Source organism: Simiduia sp. (assembly GCF_058345725.1).
This window is the reverse complement of record NZ_JBTUOC010000034.1, coordinates 1-19,385: the sequence shown is the minus strand read 5'-3', so window position 1 is coordinate 19,385 and position 19,385 is coordinate 1. Positions and strand designations below refer to the sequence as shown.

15 protein-coding genes are annotated in these 19,385 nt (G+C 59.6%); 6 read left to right on the top strand and 9 right to left on the bottom strand.

The window, feature by feature from the left end; genetic code table 11:
• Nucleotides 1-42 precede the first annotated feature (42 nt).
• Both tilS and ACW8F6_RS08615 read right to left on the bottom strand, forming a co-directional pair.
• The gene (gene tilS, locus ACW8F6_RS08620) at nt 43-1,404 is read right to left on the bottom strand and encodes a tRNA lysidine(34) synthetase TilS (RefSeq protein WP_491575453.1); all 1,362 of its coding nucleotides are present in this window, start codon (nt 1,402-1,404) and stop codon (nt 43-45) included.
• A 52-nt stretch (nt 1,405-1,456) separates the two neighbouring features.
• Nucleotides 1,457-2,863: a phospholipid carrier-dependent glycosyltransferase gene (locus tag ACW8F6_RS08615; RefSeq protein WP_491575452.1), complete on the bottom strand. Its 1,407-nt coding sequence runs from the start codon at nt 2,861-2,863 to the stop codon at nt 1,457-1,459.
• 247 nt (nt 2,864-3,110) lie between these two features.
• On the opposite strand from ACW8F6_RS08615, the gene ACW8F6_RS08610 reads away from it, so the two are divergent.
• Nucleotides 3,111-5,042, top strand: a complete 1,932-nt coding sequence (locus ACW8F6_RS08610; protein WP_491575451.1) for a dipeptidyl-peptidase 5 — start codon at nt 3,111-3,113, stop codon at nt 5,040-5,042.
• Between the two features lie 44 nt (nt 5,043-5,086).
• Here ACW8F6_RS08610 and ACW8F6_RS08605 read toward each other — a convergent pair whose 3' ends face one another.
• Both ACW8F6_RS08605 and ACW8F6_RS08600 read right to left on the bottom strand, forming a co-directional pair.
• Entirely contained in the window at nt 5,087-5,863 is a 777-nt protein-coding gene (locus tag ACW8F6_RS08605; protein WP_491575450.1) for a hypothetical protein, read from the bottom strand.
• Nucleotides 5,864-5,889: 26 nt separating this feature from the next.
• A complete protein-coding gene (locus tag ACW8F6_RS08600) occupies nt 5,890-8,559 on the bottom strand; it encodes a protein kinase domain-containing protein (protein WP_491575449.1) in 2,670 nt (889 codons plus the stop codon).
• A gap of 267 nt (nt 8,560-8,826) precedes the next feature.
• On the opposite strand from ACW8F6_RS08600, the gene ACW8F6_RS08595 reads away from it, so the two are divergent.
• The 4 genes from ACW8F6_RS08595 to ACW8F6_RS08580 all read left to right on the top strand — a co-directional run bounded on the left by ACW8F6_RS08595 (nt 8,827) and on the right by ACW8F6_RS08580 (nt 13,109).
• On the top strand, nt 8,827-10,299 hold the full coding sequence (locus ACW8F6_RS08595) for an aminoacyl-histidine dipeptidase (RefSeq protein ID WP_491575448.1): 1,473 nt from the start codon (nt 8,827-8,829) through the stop codon (nt 10,297-10,299).
• 102 nt (nt 10,300-10,401) lie between these two features.
• The gene (locus ACW8F6_RS08590) at nt 10,402-10,779 is read left to right on the top strand and encodes a glycine zipper family protein (RefSeq protein WP_491575447.1); all 378 of its coding nucleotides are present in this window, start codon (nt 10,402-10,404) and stop codon (nt 10,777-10,779) included.
• Nucleotides 10,780-10,820: 41 nt separating this feature from the next.
• On the top strand, nt 10,821-11,942 hold the full coding sequence (locus tag ACW8F6_RS08585; protein WP_491575446.1) for a M14 family metallopeptidase: 1,122 nt from the start codon (nt 10,821-10,823) through the stop codon (nt 11,940-11,942).
• Nucleotides 11,943-11,957: 15 nt separating this feature from the next.
• A complete protein-coding gene (locus tag ACW8F6_RS08580; RefSeq protein ID WP_491575445.1) occupies nt 11,958-13,109 on the top strand; it encodes a substrate-binding periplasmic protein in 1,152 nt (383 codons plus the stop codon).
• Between the two features lie 7 nt (nt 13,110-13,116).
• Here ACW8F6_RS08580 and ACW8F6_RS08575 read toward each other — a convergent pair whose 3' ends face one another.
• From ACW8F6_RS08575 to grxD, 5 genes are all read right to left on the bottom strand, one after another.
• The gene (locus ACW8F6_RS08575) at nt 13,117-13,857 is read right to left on the bottom strand and encodes a PepSY domain-containing protein (protein WP_491575444.1); all 741 of its coding nucleotides are present in this window, start codon (nt 13,855-13,857) and stop codon (nt 13,117-13,119) included.
• Nucleotides 13,794-14,384, bottom strand: coding sequence for an FMN-binding protein (locus tag ACW8F6_RS08570; protein WP_491575443.1), 591 nt, complete (start codon nt 14,382-14,384; stop codon nt 13,794-13,796). Before ACW8F6_RS08570 ends, ACW8F6_RS08575 begins: the two co-directional genes overlap by 64 nt.
• A 109-nt stretch (nt 14,385-14,493) precedes the next feature.
• Complete coding sequence (locus ACW8F6_RS08565) at nt 14,494-15,720, bottom strand: porin (RefSeq protein ID WP_491575442.1); 1,227 nt, start codon at nt 15,718-15,720, stop codon at nt 14,494-14,496.
• Nucleotides 15,721-15,907: 187 nt separating this feature from the next.
• A complete protein-coding gene (locus ACW8F6_RS08560) occupies nt 15,908-17,710 on the bottom strand; it encodes an SLC13 family permease (protein ID WP_491575441.1) in 1,803 nt (600 codons plus the stop codon).
• A gap of 182 nt (nt 17,711-17,892) precedes the next feature.
• On the bottom strand, nt 17,893-18,210 hold the full coding sequence (gene grxD / locus ACW8F6_RS08555; protein ID WP_491575440.1) for a Grx4 family monothiol glutaredoxin: 318 nt from the start codon (nt 18,208-18,210) through the stop codon (nt 17,893-17,895).
• A 196-nt stretch (nt 18,211-18,406) separates the two neighbouring features.
• On the opposite strand from grxD, the gene ACW8F6_RS08550 reads away from it, so the two are divergent.
• Nucleotides 18,407-19,385, top strand: a 979-nt coding sequence (locus ACW8F6_RS08550) for a peptidase MATCAP family protein (protein ID WP_491575439.1), incomplete at its 3' end; no start/stop codon positions are given.

Sequence of the window (19,385 nt, the reverse complement as noted above, 5' to 3'; positions counted from 1 at the left end):
GAGATGGGACGCCAGACTACCAGAAAAGCCCTGCTGCCTCAATCAGGAATCGTCGCTTTCAAACCACCAAACGGGCTGATAGCCGCCCTTCTCCGGCTGCGGCGCACGCTTGTCGAGCCACAAATCGCCCACGGCCCAAATTTCCTCGGGCGCCTTGGGCGCGCACACCAGGGGCACCCAGGCCCGCCACCAGGGTTCGAGTGCAGACTCCTGTAGGCATTTTTTCAAGCTTTGCGAGCGCGCCCTGTGCAACGGCTGGCAGCGATCGCCCGCCTGCCGAGTGCGCACCCACCAGTGCCCTTCGGGAGGCAAGGCAATACCCGACGCGGCCGGGCGCAGCGTAAAACGCATAGGCCCCGCCGCCAAAACAGCGCCGGGCGCCAATGGCTGAGGTGCCAGTGTGACCTCGGGCGGCAACTGGGGCATCAGGTAGCCGCGACCCCGAAAACGCAGCAGCTGATGGGCGCCTATGCGCAGGGCCGGCTGGGCATCGTCCGCAGCGCCCAGCCACTGCCGTTTGAGTTCGGCAAATTGCTCGGTAGAAAGCACAAGCCCCTGGCTAGACAGCCAATAGCGCAGCAGGTTGGTTAGCCGCGCAGGCGACAATACCTCAAGTGCAGTCAACGCCACAGACACGCCCCAGCGCTCGCGCCGTTCATCCAGCAATGGCGCATCACCAAGGGCCACTTCTGTCAGCAGCGCGTGCGCTTCGCGGCAGTGGGCGGCGGTTTGCGCCAGCCTGGCCGACTGCCCCGGCCAGCGCGCCGACAACAGCGGGCCTATGTGCTGGCGCACATAGTTGCGATCGAAGTCGGTATTGCTATTGCTGTCGTCTTCCACCCAACGCAGTTCGTGCGCCCGCCCGTAGGCTTCAAGCTCCGCGCGGGTAAGGCCCAGCAACGGTCGCAGCAGTTGGCCCGCGCCCAGAGGTCTGGTCAGTGCCATGGCCGCCATACCCTCAACACCGGCGCCGCGCAGCAGACGCAGCAACACTGTCTCCGCTTGATCGTCTTGATGGTGCGCCGTTAACAGCCAACCGCCGGAGGGCACAGTGGCTTCAAATACCGCGTGTCGGGCTTCGCGGGCCGCATCCTCTAGCCCCCTGCCCCGGCCCTGAACCCGTACTTTTTGCCCCACAAAGGGCACCCCCAATGCCGCGCATTGGGCCTCGCAATGCGCCTGCCACTGGTCGGCCTTGGGCGACAATTGATGGTTGACGTGCAACGCCGTAAATGCCAGCCCTTGTTGCGCCAGCAAATGCAGCAGCACCGTCGAATCCAACCCGCCCGAGTAGGCGAGCCAAACCCTTGCGGGCGACGACGGGATATCTAACAACTGCGACAGTTGTGCCTCGCATGCCTGGCGCACCAGCACCACAGCGCGTGCTTGCTGCTGAGGAGTCATCGCTTCGCCTCCTGCCACCGCCTGCATAAACCCCAGGCACCGCCACCAAGAATTAGATCCACGAGGTAAACCACATGCGCTGATAAAAGGCCTCGGACGTTATGGGCCAACCAAGGGCCAATGGCAACCAGTAAATGAAGGCCGCAATAATTAACACCAAAATTGCCGGCACCGCCAGCCGCCTCGGCCAGGCGCCCGCCCCCCATGCACTCACCAAGCAAGCGGCCAGGGCCACAAAAGCAAAGGCGCTCGCCGGCTCATAGTGATAAGCAAACAGACAGCGGCTCACCAGCGCCCAGGGCAAAAAATTGCCCCAAAAACCCAGTAACACAAAAGTGATTAACGCCATATTCACGGGTTGACGCACCGGCCGCGCCATCAAGACGGCACCCCACTGTCGTATCCACTGCCAGCTGCACCAGAGCACCGCCAGGAAACTCAAGGGATAAAGTAAGGGGTTCGCCAACAGATGTATCGCTTTAAACCCCTGCCCACCCTCGAGCGGTACGCGCTCAAAAAAATAGCTCATGGGCCGCCCCTGGTAGGGCCATTGGTACCAAGCCGAACAATAGGGGTGGTCATTGGCCCCCACCTGTTGGGTGTGGAACGCGCGCATGCGCGCGTGTATCTCGCCAAAACCCCACTGTTGCTCGTGCAATAAGTAGGGCTGCCACAACAGCCAATACACCACCAGCGGGACCAACAGCAGCGCCACACCTACCCGCACAACCAACCCTGTGTCCAGCTGCCGGTGATTTAACAACACTCCATCGTTGAGGGCTTCGGAGCGGCGCAGAGGAACAGACCAAAGCCAAAGCAGCGCAACACAGCCAGCCGGCACTAACCAAAATCCCAGGCCATTCCATTTGACCGACACAGTGGCACCCAAAAGCACACCGCTCGACAACAGGTAACGCCAACGCCACTGATCTGCCACTGCCAGGGCAAACAACCATAGGGCGGCTAAACCAAAGAACAACATGACAATATTGTTAAGCCCCGCCCGCGAATCCACGATGAGTGCGCCGTCTATGGCCAGGAACAACGCCGCCAACAACGCCACCCAATGGCCGCCACCCAGGCGGCGTACGGTGCCCGCCACCAAGCCACAGCACAAAACACCCAGTAGTGCGGTCAACCACCGATAGCTGAGTGGATCAATCGCTGCCCACTGGTCGGGCAAACCGCCGTCAATCCAAGGCAGTTGATAATAGAGTGCAATAGCGCCGGCAAATAAATAATGCGGCAACGGCGGGTGCGCCGTCATAAACGGGGTTTGCCGCAAGTCTTGCAGCAGCGCAAAACCAAACTGCGGAATGTTAATCTCGTCAAAATATGCGTGGGGCACGGCGGATAACTGCCAAAAGCGCAACAGCGCCGCCAGCGCCATTACCACCGCTAACAAAACGAGATAGCGCCGCTCTAGCTGGTGGTGTACATCCGAAATATGTGGCTCCATTGCGCGGTTTCCTAATTTACAGGCGGTAGCAGCGGGTAAATCGTTAGAGATTATTGAACGCGGTAACTGCGATGGTTTGCATTTGGGCCTCGGCCGGCGAATTCCCCTGCAGGCATCGCCCTTGCCGCGAGTTGCCAGTCTCGCAATATTTGTACGACGGCTACACGACGGCCATCGGCGACTGTGAACCTGCCCGCACAACTTGGTAAAGTGTGCCCCCATCAACTCGGCCACAGGATACCTCAGCATGCCCGCGAAACAAGCACTTCCTTACGGTAGCTGGCCTTCGCCAGTGCAAGCGCAATTGCTCACGCAAAGTGGCGTGCGCCTGAGTCTGCCGCAAGTCGACGACCAGGCCAGCTGGTGGCTGGAATCCCGACCGTCGGAGCGCGGCCGCACCGTGCTTGTGCGCCGAGAGTTTGGCGCGACAGCCCAAGATATGACGCCCGCTAATTTTAGCGTGCGCACCAAAGCCAACGAATACGGTGGTGGCGATTACCACTTAGCCACCGACTGGGTGTATTTTGTGAATGGCGCCGATCAGCAAATCTACCGGCAGTCTTCAACCGAGCCACTTTCAGCACCCGAGCCCATTACCCGGGCGCCCGCCAGTCGGTTTGCCGATTTACGATTCGATAGGCGGCGCAATCGCCTCATAGCCGTGCAGGAAACACAAACCGAAGAAGCAATTCAAACGACTCATCGGCTAGTGGCCATTGACGTGTCCAATGGCGACATTCACACCCTGGCCGAGGGCGCCGACTTCTACGCCAGTCCAGCACTCAGCCCTTGCGGCAATCAACTGGCCTGGCTCAGCTGGGATCACCCCAACATGCCCTGGGATACCAATCAATTGTGGCTCGCCCAGCTGACCGACGCGGGCGAAGTGATCGAACCCCAGTGTATCAGTCCCGAAAACTGCAGCAGTTTTCAACCCCTGTGGTCGCCGGGCGGCGAGCTAATTGCCACCCACGACGCCAGCGACTGGTGGAACCTCTACCGCTATGACCGCGGCCACTGGCAACCCCTTGCGCCTATGGCGGCAGAATTCGCCACCCCGCAGTGGGTATTCGGTATGTCGTGCTACGGTTTTATCGACGCACATACGCTCTTGGTCACCTATACGCAGCAAGGCCTGTGGCATTGCGCAACGCTGGATCTAAAAACTCTCGCTTTCACACCCCTGCCCACGCCCTTTACCCATATCGCCGACATAGCCTGCCACTCGGGCCAGGCGATCATGTTGGCCGCCAATGCCCACACCCCCGAAGGCGTTTGGCGCTGGCGTGAGGGCGCCTGGCACTGCGACAAAGCATCGCTGGACAACCCAATCGAACCGGCGCAGCTATCCTCGCCCCAACCAGTGACCTTTCCCACCAGCCAGGGCGCCAGCGCGCACGGGTTTTACTACCCGCCGCACAACACAGGTTTCGAGGGCCCGCCGGGCGCGCAACCGCCGTTAATCGTGCTCAGTCACGGCGGCCCAACGGGTGCCACCAGCACAGCGTTAAATTTCAAAATTCAGTATTGGACGTCGCGCGGCTTTGCCGTACTGGATGTGAACTACCGGGGCAGCACCGGCTACGGCCGCGCCTACCGCAATGCCCTGCGCGGCCAATGGGGCGTTTACGATGTGGACGATGTTTGCGCTGGCGCCCAGTACCTGGCAGACCAGGGCCTGGCAGACGCACAGCGTTTGATTATTAAAGGCAGCAGCGCCGGCGGCTACACGGTGCTCGCGGCGCTGACATTTCGCCAAGTATTTTGCGCAGGTACCAGCTTGTACGGCATTGGCGATTTAACCGCCTTGGCCACCGACACCCACAAATTTGAATCCCGCTATCTCGACTCACTGATCGCACCCTGGCCGGCGGGCGAAGCCGTTTACCGCGCGCGCTCGCCGCTGCTCCACGCCGATAAGCTCAATTGCCCAGTGATTTTTTTCCAGGGTTTACAAGATCTCGTGGTGCCGCCCAATCAGGCCCAGGCAATGGTGGACGCACTGGTTAACAAAGGCGTGTCCACCGCGCATATTACCTTTGCCACCGAGGGCCACGGCTTTAGAGAAGCCCAGTCGATTGTCGATCAGCTCGAATTGGAATTGAATTTTTACGGCGCACTGTTTGGCTTTACACCGCAACCTGGGCGCGATGACTTTGCGTTTGTCACCCAGGACTGATTTAGGCGCGAGCACAGGCTGGCAACGCGCCAGCCTAAGTGAATTCAAGAGGATTTAAGTAAGCCGTAGACGCCCAGCGAATAGGCGCGCTTTTGCTTGGCATTGTCGAGCGAGCGCAGGGCGAGGGTTTTACCGAGAGCTAAATCGCCGCTGTAGGTGCGGGTGTCGCCGGTCCCCCGATCGGCGGCAACGATCACCTGGTTGGGAAAGTAATAGGCCAACAAGTCGCCCGCCTCGACGCCCACACTCACCGGAAAATTAATGCGCTGCTTGCCCGCGGCCGCCACCGGCAGGGTTTTACTTTCCCATACCACCACTAGATCGTCGCCAATGCGCCGCAACACCTTGACCCTAAAACTACCGGGCTGGGTAAAGTAGGCCCCCACGCCCGTGAGCACGCCCTCGCTTGGCAGCGGGTTTTGCAAGTCCACCAACAGCAGTTGCTGCTCGGGCTTGTCGGCCACGCCATTGCGCGCCACTAATTCACCGCCCACATAATCCAGCAGATCGCCCTTAACTAAAAAGTCTTTCAACAGATCAATTTGGTCCTGCACGAAACTGCGCATCAAGCCGCGCAATTGTGAAGATTCCTGTACGCGCGACGACTTTTCTGTACCCAGCACATTCATCACGCGATTTAGCTCCGCCACGTCGGCCTGCAGGGCGGCCTCGCTAGCCTGGAGCTGCGCAATCGACTGACGGGCACTGGCCAGCTCCGCTTCCAGCTGCTGATTTTGTTGCTGTAATTGCTGCACATTTTTTGGCGCCTGACAGGCCACTAGGCTCAGGCTCAGCAACAACCACACGGCGGCATTGCGCATATCTGTCTCCCGGTTACTATCCGCGCTTACGGATTGGCAATTTGAAAGTGCTGACTGACCAGTAACTGATCGCCCAACATAAGATCTAAGTTATAGCCGCCCGCGGCAAAACCCTCCACCGGGCGGTCGATGCGAAATACTTTTTCGCCAACCCGACCGCTGACCACCACCGGCACCTGGGCGATTTGAATGGCGCGGGCGCCGTCTAACAAGATGGCCTGCACCACCGCCGTTTCATCAAAATTGTGGAACTTCATCCCGATGTAGAGCGTGCGATCGGCTCCCTTCACCAAGGGTTGGCGATCGGCAAAAGCCACCGGCGTGTTGGCGCCGATGCGCACCAGCGCAATAAGCGGCATCGCGGCGGCTACTGCGGCGTCCAATTCGGATTTCAACGCGCGCAAGGTCGGTTCCTGGGCCAACAATTGCTGCGCCTGATTAAAACTTTGCTGGGCGCGTTCAAAGCGTTTTTGTGCAATAAACTCGCGCACCTGTGTTTGGGTTGCGGCGAGCTGGGCCGCTATGCCCTGCCGCGCCGGCGCGTGCTCGGGCGCCACCTCAAGCATGGCCAGGTATTGCGCCACCGCGCCTTCGGCACCGTAGATATTGCCGGCGGCCAGCGCTTGATCGGCACTCGCTGTTAATTGTTTTAGCGTTTGGGCGCGCGCGCTGGCCGCCTGCTCGGCACGCCGCGCATCGGCGCGCAACCGGCGCAGGCCCGCGTGCTCGGCATCTATCGACAGCCCCCGCTGCGCCAAGGCGCTGGCGTTGCGCCAATCGCCGGCGTCGAGTTTTTCCTGTGCCAACTGCCGGTAGCGCTCGGCCACCGCCGCCAAGCCTTGGCGAGCAGCGGTGTGCTCTGGCGCCAGCGCCAGCACCTGCCGGTAGCTGTCCACGGCATTGTCGCCCGCCGGCGATAGCAATGCATCGCGCGCAAATTGCGCACTGGCCGTTGCCATCAATCCCTGAATTTCTTGCTCGCGCTCTAGAAATTCGACGGCTGCTTGCGCGGCCGGCTCATCTTGCAACGCCGGGAAGTGCTGCTGCACCGTGTCCAACAGCGCCTGTACTCTCGCCAAATCCCCCTGCGCCTGAGCTTGGGTTAAGGCCTCTTGGAAAAAACTTGCCACCCACTGCTGGCCCTGACGCAGCTGTTCGGCCTGCGCCGGTTGTTGCGCCAGCGCGCGATAATAGTCGGCCAAGGCCGCGCTCGCCGCCAAATCGGCGCGTAAGTCGGCCTGCAACTGGCGCTCGCGATCGCGCGCCTCGCCGCCATTTATCGGGTCCACCGTGGGCGCCGACGCCTTAGGCTTGGCCAACACACCGTCTTCGCTAAGCACCGGGCGCGTATCGGCCAATACCGCATCGGCTCGCTGTCTGGCGGGCGTGGGAGTTGGCGCGATCAGCACCGGGCTGGGTGCAGTCGTTGGGGTAACCTGTGGTACGGCGACCACTTGGGTCGGCTCTGTTGCCGGCACTGTGGCGCCGCCGAGTTGATACAACCACTGCCACTGCGCATCCGAGAGCGGTAGCGCGCGCGCCTTTAACCAGTCCAGTGCGCCGTGGTGCAGTTGGGTAATGGTGGCAGGCCAAGGGGCCGGCAGCTGCTGTCGAAAGCCAAAGGCAATACCTGCACACAACAGCAGTAGCAGCAATCCATTGCGCACCCAGCGCAGCGCCCCGCCGCCACCGCCAAAGGGGTTATCGCTGCCGCGCCGGCCGATGGATTGCACCGGTGTGCCCTGTCCCGATTGTGGCCAGTGCTGTGCCACCGCAGCCTCGTCGCTGTCTGCGGCCAGCACTTCGCGGGTATCTAGCGCGCTGCTAATCACCGTGGGCGCATTGGTATCCGCCTGCTCTAGTCGCTGCGCAGCCAATTCAATGAGCTCATCCACGCGCCGTAAATCGTCGTCGTCAATCTGCTCCAGGTCCGCCACCAATTCGGCGCCCGTCTGGTAGCGCTGGTCCGGATTTTTAGCCAGCACCTGATCCACAATGGATTGGAAAACGGCAAAGGCGGCAGGCAGGCGCGGAATGGGTTCGGCCACGTGCTTGATGCCCACGGCCACCGCCGAGTCAGCATCAAAGGGCACGCGCCCGGTGATAAGCTGGAACAGCACCACCCCAAGACTGTAGATATCCGAGCGCGCGTCCACAGATTTGCCCTTGGCCTGCTCGGGGCTCATGTAGTGCGGGGTACCAATGGCCGTGCCCGTCTGGGTCATGCCGCTTTCCACCCCGGCCGGCCGCGCAATGCCGAAATCCATCAACACCGCACGCCCGTCCTCTTCGTGCAGCATGATATTTTCGGGCTTTACATCGCGGTGCACATAGCCCTTGCGCGCCGCGTAATCCAAGGCGCGCGCGATGTCTTTTACCACCTGCAGGCCCTGGGCTCGGCTCAATTTCGTGCGCAATTGCTTGAGATCTTTACCCGGCACATACTCCATGGACAAATAGTGGTGACCATTTTGTACGCCCACATCGTAAACAGTCACGATATTGGGGTGCACCAGGCGCGAAACGATTTTTGCCTCGCGCAAAAATCGCTCGCCAAAGGCCGGGTCTCGCAGTAATTCCGGAGACAACACCTTGAGCGCAACTTCGCGCTCAAAGCTCTCCTGAATGGCCAGATAGACAGTGGCCATGCCGCCCTGCCCCAGCCTGTCGATAATTTTATAACCCGGTATGTCCATGAGGCCTTATAGTTTTAGTTTTGCCGGTTGGTTCAGCGGCGGATGGCTCGCGTGGAGATGTGGTGGTGAGCCGTCTTTATGCCGTGTTGCTTAAGTTTAGTCAATTCTCTCAGGCGCCCCTGGCTATTTGCTGTTTACAATTCAGCCAACACTGATCAGCATTTGCGCAAGTGGCGCTATCGCGCGCGCCCCATTGGGGCAATTGCCGGCTCGTTCGTCTGTGACCCAGAGCCCTGAAAACACCCGTCTTTGCCAACAGGAAACTGCATGTCTGATTCGTCGCCCTTGTCACAACTCGCTCCGCAACCCCTGTGGGCACACTTCCAAATGCTGTGCGATACCCCCCGCCCCTCGGGTCAAGAAGCGGCCGTCATCGCCAACATCCAACACTTCGCCGAGCGCCACCAGTTGACACTGGTGCGCGACCAAGTCGGCAATGTAATCCTGCGCAAACCGGCCACTGCCGGCATGGAAAATCGGCCCGGCGTCATTTTGCAAAGCCACCTGGATATGGTGCCCCAGAAAAACAGTGAATCACCGCACGATTTCACCCAAGACCCAATCACTGTCCGCATCGAGGGCGACTGGGTCACGGCCGAGGGCACCACCCTGGGCGCCGATAATGGCATTGGCGTGGCGGCAATCTTGGCGGTTATGGAAAGCACCGAACTGACCCACGGCCCCCTTGAAGCGCTGTTTACTATTGACGAAGAAGCCGGTATGACCGGAGCAAAGGGCCTGGCGCCCGGGCTTTTACAGGGGCGGTTGCTGTTTAATCTGGATACCGAAGACGAGGGCGAACTCTACGTCGGCTGCGCCGGCGGTGTGGATGTCACCGCCCAGGTCAGTCCAGATTGGCAAGCCGTAGCGCCCAACAGTTGCGCCTTGCACCTGAGCGCCAGCGGCCTCCAGGGCGGCCACTCCGGGCTCGACATCAATCTGGGGCGCGCCAACGCCAACCAACTGGCGGCACTCTTTATCGCGCGCCTGTCCGACGCGCTGCCCGTGCAAGTGGCGGCATTCAACGGCGGCACGCTGCGCAATGCCATCGCCCGCGAGGCACAAGCACTGCTGGTTGTTCCCGCAACCCTGCGGGACGCCGTGACGGCCGCCTTCGACAAGTTCTGTGCCGACATGCAGGGTATTTACGGCGACCTAGAAACCAAAATGGCCTTGACGCTCAGCCATGCGGCCCCACCTTCGCAGGCTCTCTCGGCGCTGCAAAGCCGGCAGCTGGTCAGCGCCCTGCTCAGCTGTCCCCACGGCAGCCTGCGCATGAGCCAAGCGCTGCCGGGCATTGTCGAAACGTCCAATAACCTGGCCTCGGTGGCGCTAACGCAACAACACCTGACAATCCGGTGCCTGGTGCGCAGTTTGAGCGATTGCGCCCGCGACGATCTCGCCAACACCATCGCGCGCCACTTTCAATTGCTGGATGCCGAAACACTGCTGGACGGCGCCTACCCCGGCTGGAAGCCCAATATGCAGTCGTCCCTGCTGGCCCACATGCGCAATGTCTACCGTGACAAGTACGGACAGGAGCCTGCGGTTAAGGTGATTCACGCGGGGCTGGAGTGCGGTTTACTGGGCGCCATCTACCCCCAGTGGGACATGATTTCCTTTGGCCCCACCATTCGCGGCGCCCATTCGCCCGACGAGCGAGTGCACATCGGCTCGGTCGCCGCCTTTTGGGATTGCCTAGTGGCGGGCCTTGCGACGCTGCCACCGAGCGAAGGTTGACCGCGAAGGTGTGGGCACTGGCTGCTAGTCTGTGAGTGAACTGTCAACGATTGCCGCGCCCGTGCGTTGTACAATAACTGTTACGGCCAATGAGGACGCCCTATGCAAACGCTGCAGCAAACCCTACAACGGTTACTCCTTCTCAGTATGGCCGTCGCAATGATAACGGCCTGCGCTCGCAATAAGCCCATTGTCGACACCCAGGGCGTGAATATGGCGCGCTACCACCAAGACCTAGCGGCCTGCCAGCAGTATGCCGAGCAGGTCAACACCGGCGAAAAAGTTGCCGCCGGTGCAGCCGGCGGCGCCGTCGTCGGCGGTGCCATCGGCGCCATCTTTAACGGCACCAAAGGTGCCCAACGGGGCGCCGGTGCGGGCGCCGTGGGCGGCGCGGCCAAGGGTGCCGCGGCCGGCAATCGAGAACAACAGCAGGTGGTAAAAAACTGCCTGCGCGGACGCGGCTACCGCGTTCTTAACTAGCGCACAGCGCTCCATTTTCAGACAACAGGAAAACTTTCGCTATGCAGATCAGCAGCCAGTTTGACGCCGGCAACATCGACGTCATCCAGTGCACCGCGCCGGATGACATTCAACTTGCGATCCGCACGGACAACCAGTCCGATTTCTACCAGTGGTTCTATTTTCGACTGACTGGAGCCGAAGGCCAGGCGTGCCAGTTGCGCATCACCAACGCCGGCAAAGCCGCCTACGTGGACGGTTTTAAAGACTACCGGGCAGTGGCCTCCTACGACCGGGAAAACTGGTTCCGGGTGGACACCCAGTTTGACGGCAACGCGCTCACCATCAGCCACACACCGGCCACCAATAGCATCTACTTTGCCTATTTCGCGCCCTACTCCATGGAGCGCCACGCCGATCTCATCAGTTGGGCGAGCACCGACAGCCGAGTGACCTATGAACACCTGGGCCACACCTTAGATGGCCAGGATATGGACCTGTTAGTTATCGGCGACCAGAGCCCCGCGAAAAAGAAATTCTGGGTCATTGGCCGCCAACACCCGGGCGAAACCATGGCCGAGTGGTGTATCGAGGGATTCCTGGAGCGCCTGTTGGATGCGGATGATCCGGTGGCGCGCGAAGCCCTCGCGCGCGCCACGTTTTACGTAGTGCCCAACATGAACCCGGACGGCAGTCGGCGCGGTCACCTGCGCACCAACGCGGTGGGCAGTAACTTAAACCGCGAATGGTTGTCGCCAACGGCTAAACGCAGCCCAGAAGTGTTGTATGTGCTAAACAAAATGAAAGCCGTGGGCCTGGATTTCTGCCTGGACGTGCACGGCGACGAAGCCCTGCCCTACAACTTCATTGCCGGCGCCGAAGGCATCGAGGCCTGGAACGACCAGATGCAAGCTGAATTGGATTTTTATAAGCAGCTGCTGATGGCGGTGAATCCGGACTTTCAGGTGGCCAGAGGCTATCAAGTGGACAAACCGGGCACCGCTAACTTGAGTATCTGCACCAATTTTATTGCGCACACGTTCAACTGCCTGGCCATGACCCTGGAAATGCCCTTTAAAGACACGGTTGAGTCGCCCGAACCAGACGCCGGCTGGTCGCCTGCGCGCAGTAAACATTTGGGCGCCGCAAATCTGGATGTAATGCTAGGCTATCTGAAACGCTAGCGATAAGGGTGGACCATGCGCGCTGCGATCAGAGTCCTGTGGGCAGCACTGTTGAGTTGCGGGCTATGGCTGCCTGCAACTGCAAACATGATTGCCAACACCAGTGTGCGCCCGCCCTATCAATACCTGCGCGACGGCAATCTGACCGGTACTACCATAGACACTCTGCACTGTATTCAACAGGCGCAAAACACCCACTGGGACATCGTCCTGGTACCCTGGGCGCGCGCGCTGCACAATTTTAGCGAAGGCCGCGCTCATCTGCTGTTTCCCGTGTATCGCGCGCCCGAAAACGGCCAGCTTACAGCCCCAATAGCCATCGAGCGCTGGCAGTGGATTAGCCGAAATCAAGATCAGGGAGTGCGTATCGGCGCCGTGCGCGGCAGCAATGAACACCTGTGGCTTAGTGCTCACGGCAAAACGCCCAGCATGTTGGTGAGCAGTGAACACCAATTGTTAAAACTGCTCCAACAAAAACGCATAGATCGCTTCATTGCCGACGCCCACTCGCTCGACTATTTGGCGGCGAAACACCAAGTGGATACCCGGCAATGGCAGCGTCGGTTCCTGCGATTTGTGCCCCTATTTATGGCGGTCCACCAAAAAGCCAGCAGCCCGCCGGAAACCTTTCAACACATCAACCACCTCACTGGCCAGTGCGCGCGCAATAGCATGCAACTCACGCAGGCAGAGCAACACATTGCCCAGTCATTTGTGCGCCAACTGCAACCGGAGATCAATCAATTGGTGCGCGCGCACTTGGCCAGCAGTTTGCGAATTCCCCTAACGGTGGGCCAATTAAGCGAGCGCGAAGCGCACTGGCGAACGCAACCCTTTAACGAGAATCCGCACATTATTCAGTCGCTATCCGCACAACTCGTGGACGTCCAGCGGCGGCATGTAGAAATTGGCGAAATCATCGTCATGGGCGCGCGCGGGGAAACGTTGGCGGCGGCCCACAAGACCACAGATTACTGGCAGGGCGACGAGGATAAATTTTTACAGGCGGCGCAATTGCCCGCCAACGACATGTGGATTGATGCCATAAACTACGACGAATCCAGCCATCGATTCATTGCGCACCTAGCCTGGCCCCACTACCAGGCGGGCACCCTGGCGGGTGTTATCTCCATAGGCCTGAAGATGGAGTTATTACTCGCCAAATAACGGGACTTCAATGCCGCCGCTTGCGCCCCGCCAACCAGATACCAAAGCCACTCAGCGACAACACAATGATCAGCATAGCCACGGCATCCATCAGCCAGGGGCCCAGACCAAAACTTCGACCGGCGTGTAAATCGAGCATCAGTCGCTCCCAGTTGACATCGGCCGTCAGCCACTGTTCGCGCAGGAAGGTCGTGAGCGCCGCCGGCGCGGGCACAGGCTGCAGTGTGGATTCAAGGGGAGCGTCGGTGCGCGTCCAGCGCAGCTGATCCAAATCTAACCAATAGCGAGCCGCGCCACTTTGCATACACAATTGACCCGCACACTGGCCCAGCAGCCCCAGGGGTTGAGGCGTGCCGTAACTGGCGCCCAAGCGCTCGGCTATCTCGCCCTCGGCCAGCAACAGCAGCGCCTGTCCGCAGGTGGCCAACACCAATTCGTCATCCACTAACGCCGCGCTAAAGGGGCCGGCGCCGCACTGGCCGAGCTTTCGAGTATTCCAATACAACACGTCGCCTGCGCGCGACAACCACTGCGCCTGCCCCACCGCCAAACTCGTCACGGGCACCTGATCCACGCCGTAGAGTTTCAGCAATAGCTCGTGGCGCAAGGGCTGTTCAGCCAGCGCTATGTCGTCGGTGTGATTGAGGAAAAGCCCGGTAACAGAAAGCCAGAGCAGCAGTAAGATCAGCGAGAGGCCGATGCGTTTGTGCCAGCGCCACAGGATGGGTCGCCAAGTTTTTCGGAGCATGTTGATGGCGTTGCGTCGGCGTGAGCCGCCTCTATCTGTTGATGAAAATAGAGCGCAAGTCTAGCGATCTTTTGCAGTGCGCGCACGGATAATGTGGCGCCGGAAATGCCGTCGATAGGACGATCGAGCTGTAATTCAGCGGTTTCAAGGGCTGCGCCTTCAAATTGCCGGGTAAAACTGGGATAGCGCACCTCGCCGCCGCGCACTTCGCGGTATTCCAGCACATCCAGGCTTACCACGCGGTTCTGCTCCACTACCACGCCCACAGTGATGGGTAGCTCTTTGCCAATTTCCTCCAGAATCCAGGCTGTGCGGCTGGCCGCGCGGTAGTAGCGCGCACGCAGACCGGGGCGGCGTTGCAGGATCTCCTCGGCGGCAAGCTTTTGTTCGGGCGAGAGCCAGAAACTTTCCGTAGCGGGCGTCGCGGTGAAGTGCTGGGCCAAAAACTGATCGACAGTTAAAAATACACCGCGCTGGGCCTGCGCCGCGGGGGCGGCCAGCAAAAGGGTGATTAATAAACTGCGCAAGATCATCGTCTGTAAACCCATCCACCGAATGTGCAAACAGCTGCTGCCCGCTTTGGCCGGCAACAGCTGTCGAAATGGCGCCCAGCGGCGCCTCGCTCAGGCAGTCAGCTTAGAAAGAGTAGCCAACGCCCAGGTTAAAGCCTTCGTAGCGCGCAGTGCCCGCATACTCCTGCTGCAGCAGGTCCAGCTTCAGTACTGCAGTCGGAGCCAGCCAGTAGTTGGCGCCCACAGACCACTCCACATACTCGGAGTCCGCCGCATCGGCTGCCTGGTTATCCCAGGTGCTGTAGCGCAGGAAGGTACCCCAGCTGTCATTGATGCGGTAGCTTGGCTCAATGTACCAGCCGCTCTGCTCGCTGGCACCCGCTTTCACATCTTCGATCATGTCGTTCAGCTCCCACTGCGCGTAGAGGGCGCGCAGGCCGAAAGCGCCTGTCTGGTAAACCGCGTGGGCTTCAAACAGGCTGGCGTCCAGCTTGCCCTGACCTAAACGGTCTTCGCTTTGCAGCAGATCGTCTTGATATTGCAGGGTTGCGGCCAATTCCAGACCGGCGATACCGGTGTATTTTATGCGACCGGTGTAGGCGAAGGTGTCGGCGGGTGCACTGGCCACTTTTTCACGACCGTCGCGCACTTTGTACTTGCCGTCGTCCAGGTACAAACCCGAGTGCGCTGCCGCATTGTAGCTCCAACCCTCGGCCAGTTCGCCCTTGAAGTTCAAACCACCTTCCCACCAAGTGGATGGAATGATGTTTTTCTCGACGTTGTTTCGCTCAACGCCGTAAAAGGTATCGGGCTCGTGGGTTTCATTCAGGATACCGACGGGCATCAGGAAAACACCGGCCTGTACACTTTGATTAGCGGCGTAGTCCCACTCAACGTAAGCCTGCTCCAACTCGACTTCACCGGGCTTGCCATCGCCTGCCAGGGCGTGCTCCAGCTCAAACTCAGAGTAAAAACGCACACTGTTGTTGAACTGGTGGCCAAAGAACAGCACGAAGCGGTGGAAGTCGATCTCGTTGGCGTCGGCGACACCGTTAACGCCGTTCAAGCGGTTCAGGTGCAACTCGCCGTAACCGCCGATAGAAGTCTTAGAGGCGCTGCTGCTGGCAGCTGATTGCTCGACGGCGTCGGCTGTAGCTTCGAGCTTGGCATTCAGGTCTTGCTCGGTCACCACCACTTTCTTGTCAGTTGCTTCCAGCTTCTTTTGCAGGGCTTCAATTTGCGCCTGCTGCTGTTTGATGAGCTGGTACAACTCCGCACTGGTGGGCTCTTGCGCGGCGGCGCTCATTGCGATGCTGCCTACAGCCAGCGCCAACAGGGATTTTTTCAACATGCTACCTTCCTTAGGTGGGTCTGAATTCAAGATGGCGCGGATGTTAATGCTTTTGAGAAACATTATCAACTGCATCTACAATGTCATTGAACTTTTGCTTACGATTAGAGTCGCCAGACGGCCCACAGCCCTGCCTGGCACCGAATTCGACGCCCGACAGGGTGTTAAAGCAAGGTTTGAAGGTGGCTTAGAAAGCCCAAATAAGCGGAATCACGGCAGAGCCCACCAGCCACATGGTGACATTGAGGGGCACGCCCAGGCGCAGGAAGTCGCTGAAGCGGTAGCCACCGGCCGAATACACGAAGGTATTGGTTTGGTAGCCAATGGGCGTGGCAAAGCTGGCGCTGGCTGCAAACATCACCGCCACCACAAAGGGGCGCGGGTCTACGCCCATCTGCTGGGCCAGGCCGATAGCCACTGGCACCACCAGCACCGCCACCGCATTGTTGCTGAGAATCTCGGTGAGCACCGAGGTCAACAAATAAATCAGACTCAGCATCAGCCAGGGCCCCAGGTAAGGCGCCCACACCAGAAACTGATCCACAATCAATTGCACCAGCCCCACTTTGGTCATGGCGATGCTAAAGGCCAGCATCCCCAGAATGATCATCAAAATACGCCACTCGACGGATTTGTAGGCGTCGTCCACATCCAGGCAGCCGGTCATGATGACCGTGGCGGCGGCTACGATGGCCAAGCCTTCGATGGGCATCACATTGAACGCAGCCAGTACCATCACCGCCACCACAGACAATATGGCCAGGGGTGCCTTGTCGCGGCGGTAGGCGCGCTCCTGCACGGCGTTCAAGGAAATCATGTCGCCGTTGTCTGAAAACTTCTTAATTTGCCCGGCACTGCCCTCCACCAACATCACATCGCCAAACTGCAGCTGCAGATCATCGAGGTTGGTCTGGATATTTTCATCCTGCCGGTGCACAGCCAAAACGTGAATACCGTAGCGCGCGGTCAGGTTTAGGTCGCGCATGGGGCGATCGCAATAGCGCGAGTTGCGGCCCACAATGGCCTCCACCAAAATCACATCGCGGGTGGCGATGGTTTCAAATTTTTCGTCGCCGTTGGCGGTAAATTCCAGCAGGCCGTTCTCGCGCAGCTCCACTACGTCTTGCATATTGGTGTGCAGTATCAGGCGATCGCCGGACTCCAGCGTGGTGGTGCGGGCGGGCTCGGTGAGTTCCTCGTCGCCGCGAAAAATGCGCAATACCTGGTTGCCACTGTTGCCGTTTAAATCCGCTTCGGCGATGGTTTTGCCAATCATGGGCGAATTGTGAGGCACCATCAGATCGGTCATAAAGGTGCGCTCGCCGCTGATGCGCAGCTGGTTGGACAGGGTCTCCCGGTCGGGCAGCAGCCGGTGCGAAAACAGCACGATAAAGGTCACGCCCACCAGCGCCATGCCCAGGCCCAGGGCGGTAATTTCAAACATGGTGAAGGGCGTCATGCCAAAATCCCGCGCCACGCCGTCGGCCAAGATATTGGTGGAGGTACCAATCATAGTCATGGTGCCGCCCAAGATGGTGGCGTAAGACAGAGGGATCAGCAGCTTCGAGGGTTTGATATTGCGGCTGGCGGCCAGGGCGATGGCCACGGGCGTAAAAATTGCCACCACCGGCGTGTTATTGATAAACGCCGACATGGCCATGGCCGACAGCATCAGCACCAGCAGCGCCTGGCGCGGGCTGGTTCCCGACATCGCCATAATGCGGTTGGCCAGCCAGTCCACACAGCCGGTGCGCTCTAATGCCGCCGACAAAATAAACATACAGGCGATAGTCGCCGGGGCATTGTTGCTGAGCACGCCCAGCACTTCTTTGCTGTTGAGCAAGCCCGTCAACAGCAACACCGCCACGGCGATGCCCACTACCACATCCGGGCTGAATTTTTCGCGCACAAAGGCGTACAGCATCCACGCCAGCAGGCCCGCGACCAGTAGCAGCGACAGAGATTCAGAATACCCGAGTAAATCCACCATAAATGGAGTGACACCAGCGCCAGTGAAGAGTTGTAGCGCAGCAACATAAAATAGCGACGTTATAAAGTCTAAGATTATTTGACGCTGTTTATATAACCAAAGTTAATTTAACAAGACCGCGGAGCAAACCCTCCACCCACAAAAAAGCCCCTGCGTGAGGGGCTTGATCTGTGCCATTTGCGCTACTCGCTGGCCGCTTCGTCCAGCAGGGTTTTCAACTCGCCGTTGCCGTGCATCTCGGTAATGATGTCGCAACCGCCGATCAATTCGCCCTTCACCCACAGCTGGGGAAAGGTGGGCCAGTTGGCGTACTTGGGCAGCTCGGCGCGGATTTCTGGGTTCGACAGAATATCCACGTACGCGAAGCGCTGGCCACAGGCCATGATCGCCTGGGATGCGCGCTGCGAAAAACCGCACTGGGGCGCGTTGGGCGAGCCCTTCATATAAAGGATGATGGCGTTTTCGCTGATTTGTTGTTTGATGGTCTCAATTGTGTCCACTGGTAACCCCCACTTCATAATGCCAATTTAACCGGACGGTTGCTGCCTTCAATTCCGAGTGCAGCGCTCAGGTATTGGCCGGCATTCTACCCCAAGGCGAAAGCCTATGCCATGCTCCTGTTTTCGCGCCACAAGCTACTATAAAGTAGGCCCCCTTTTGCGTTTTATTGCGCCAACGCCCCACAGGAACCCGCACATGGCCGCCACACCCGAATACCTCGCCGCCGTCAAACTGCTGTCAGACCGGATAGTGGAGGCCCAAAAGCCCATTCGCATATTGGATGCCGTGAAGTGGGACGGCCAGATCAAACAGCAGTTTTTTGCCCAGCAGTGCCGCAATCAACCAGCGGTCACCGGCGACTACTACGCCAATACGCCCCTGGGCTTTGATCCGCACCACAAGCGCAAGGAGTTTCACGAGATCGAGCGCGACATCAACCGCCAGCTGGGCCAGTTGAGCCCCGTCACCGGCATGATGCGCCGGGCCTGCCGGGAATACCAAATGGTGGTGCGCATGCTCGAGGCGCGCGGCACCGATGAGTTTGGCGACCTGTCGCAAGAGCTGTACGGCTCCGCCTCCGACGTATTTCACGCCGGCGACCCCACGGTGGCGGAGCTGGGCACCAACATGGAGACCACCCTGGTGAGCCTGTTGAAACACCAGTCCATGCAGGAGGAGCCCAAACACATAGACGCCGAGGCCGCCGTGACCGAGCTCAACCTGCGCATGGGCCAGGTGTTTCCCAACGACGGCATCAGGGTCATGATCAGCGACGGCATCACTGCCGACGCCGCCGCCGGCACCGATTACATCAAAATCCGCAAGGGCGCCCAGCTCAACAACAACGATATCGACGTGCTGGAAGCCCACGAGGGCTGGGTGCATTTGGGCACCACCCTGAACGGCATGGCGCAGCCCTATTGCACCTTTTTAGGCAAGGGCCAGCCCTCGTCCACTGTGACGCAAGAAGGCCTGGCGGTGCTCACCGAAATTATCACCCTGCGCTCCACACCCACGCGCCTGTACAAACTGATCAACCGCGTGCGAGCGGTCACCCTGGCCGAAGACGGTGCCAACTTCATCGAGGTGTACAACTACCTGCGCGGCAAGGAGTTGTCAGAAGACGACAGCTACCAAATTGCCAGCCGGGTATTTCGGGGCAGCACGCCCACGG

Coding starts and splice junctions, on each gene's coding strand:
- tilS (WP_491575453.1), bottom strand. CDS start 1,404: ATGACTCCTCAGCAGCAAGCACGCGCTGTGGTGCTGGTGCGCCAGGCA.
- ACW8F6_RS08580 (WP_491575445.1), top strand. CDS start 11,958: ATGCGCGCTGCGATCAGAGTCCTGTGGGCAGCACTGTTGAGTTGCGGG.
- ACW8F6_RS08565 (WP_491575442.1), bottom strand. CDS start 15,720: ATGTTGAAAAAATCCCTGTTGGCGCTGGCTGTAGGCAGCATCGCAATG.
- ACW8F6_RS08585 (WP_491575446.1), top strand. CDS start 10,821: ATGCAGATCAGCAGCCAGTTTGACGCCGGCAACATCGACGTCATCCAG.
- ACW8F6_RS08605 (WP_491575450.1), bottom strand. CDS start 5,863: ATGCGCAATGCCGCCGTGTGGTTGTTGCTGAGCCTGAGCCTAGTGGCC.
- ACW8F6_RS08600 (WP_491575449.1), bottom strand. CDS start 8,559: ATGGACATACCGGGTTATAAAATTATCGACAGGCTGGGGCAGGGCGGC.
- ACW8F6_RS08590 (WP_491575447.1), top strand. CDS start 10,402: ATGCAAACGCTGCAGCAAACCCTACAACGGTTACTCCTTCTCAGTATG.
- ACW8F6_RS08615 (WP_491575452.1), bottom strand. CDS start 2,863: ATGGAGCCACATATTTCGGATGTACACCACCAGCTAGAGCGGCGCTAT.
- ACW8F6_RS08595 (WP_491575448.1), top strand. CDS start 8,827: ATGTCTGATTCGTCGCCCTTGTCACAACTCGCTCCGCAACCCCTGTGG.
- ACW8F6_RS08560 (WP_491575441.1), bottom strand. CDS start 17,710: ATGGTGGATTTACTCGGGTATTCTGAATCTCTGTCGCTGCTACTGGTC.
- ACW8F6_RS08610 (WP_491575451.1), top strand. CDS start 3,111: ATGCCCGCGAAACAAGCACTTCCTTACGGTAGCTGGCCTTCGCCAGTG.
- ACW8F6_RS08575 (WP_491575444.1), bottom strand. CDS start 13,857: ATGCTCCGAAAAACTTGGCGACCCATCCTGTGGCGCTGGCACAAACGC.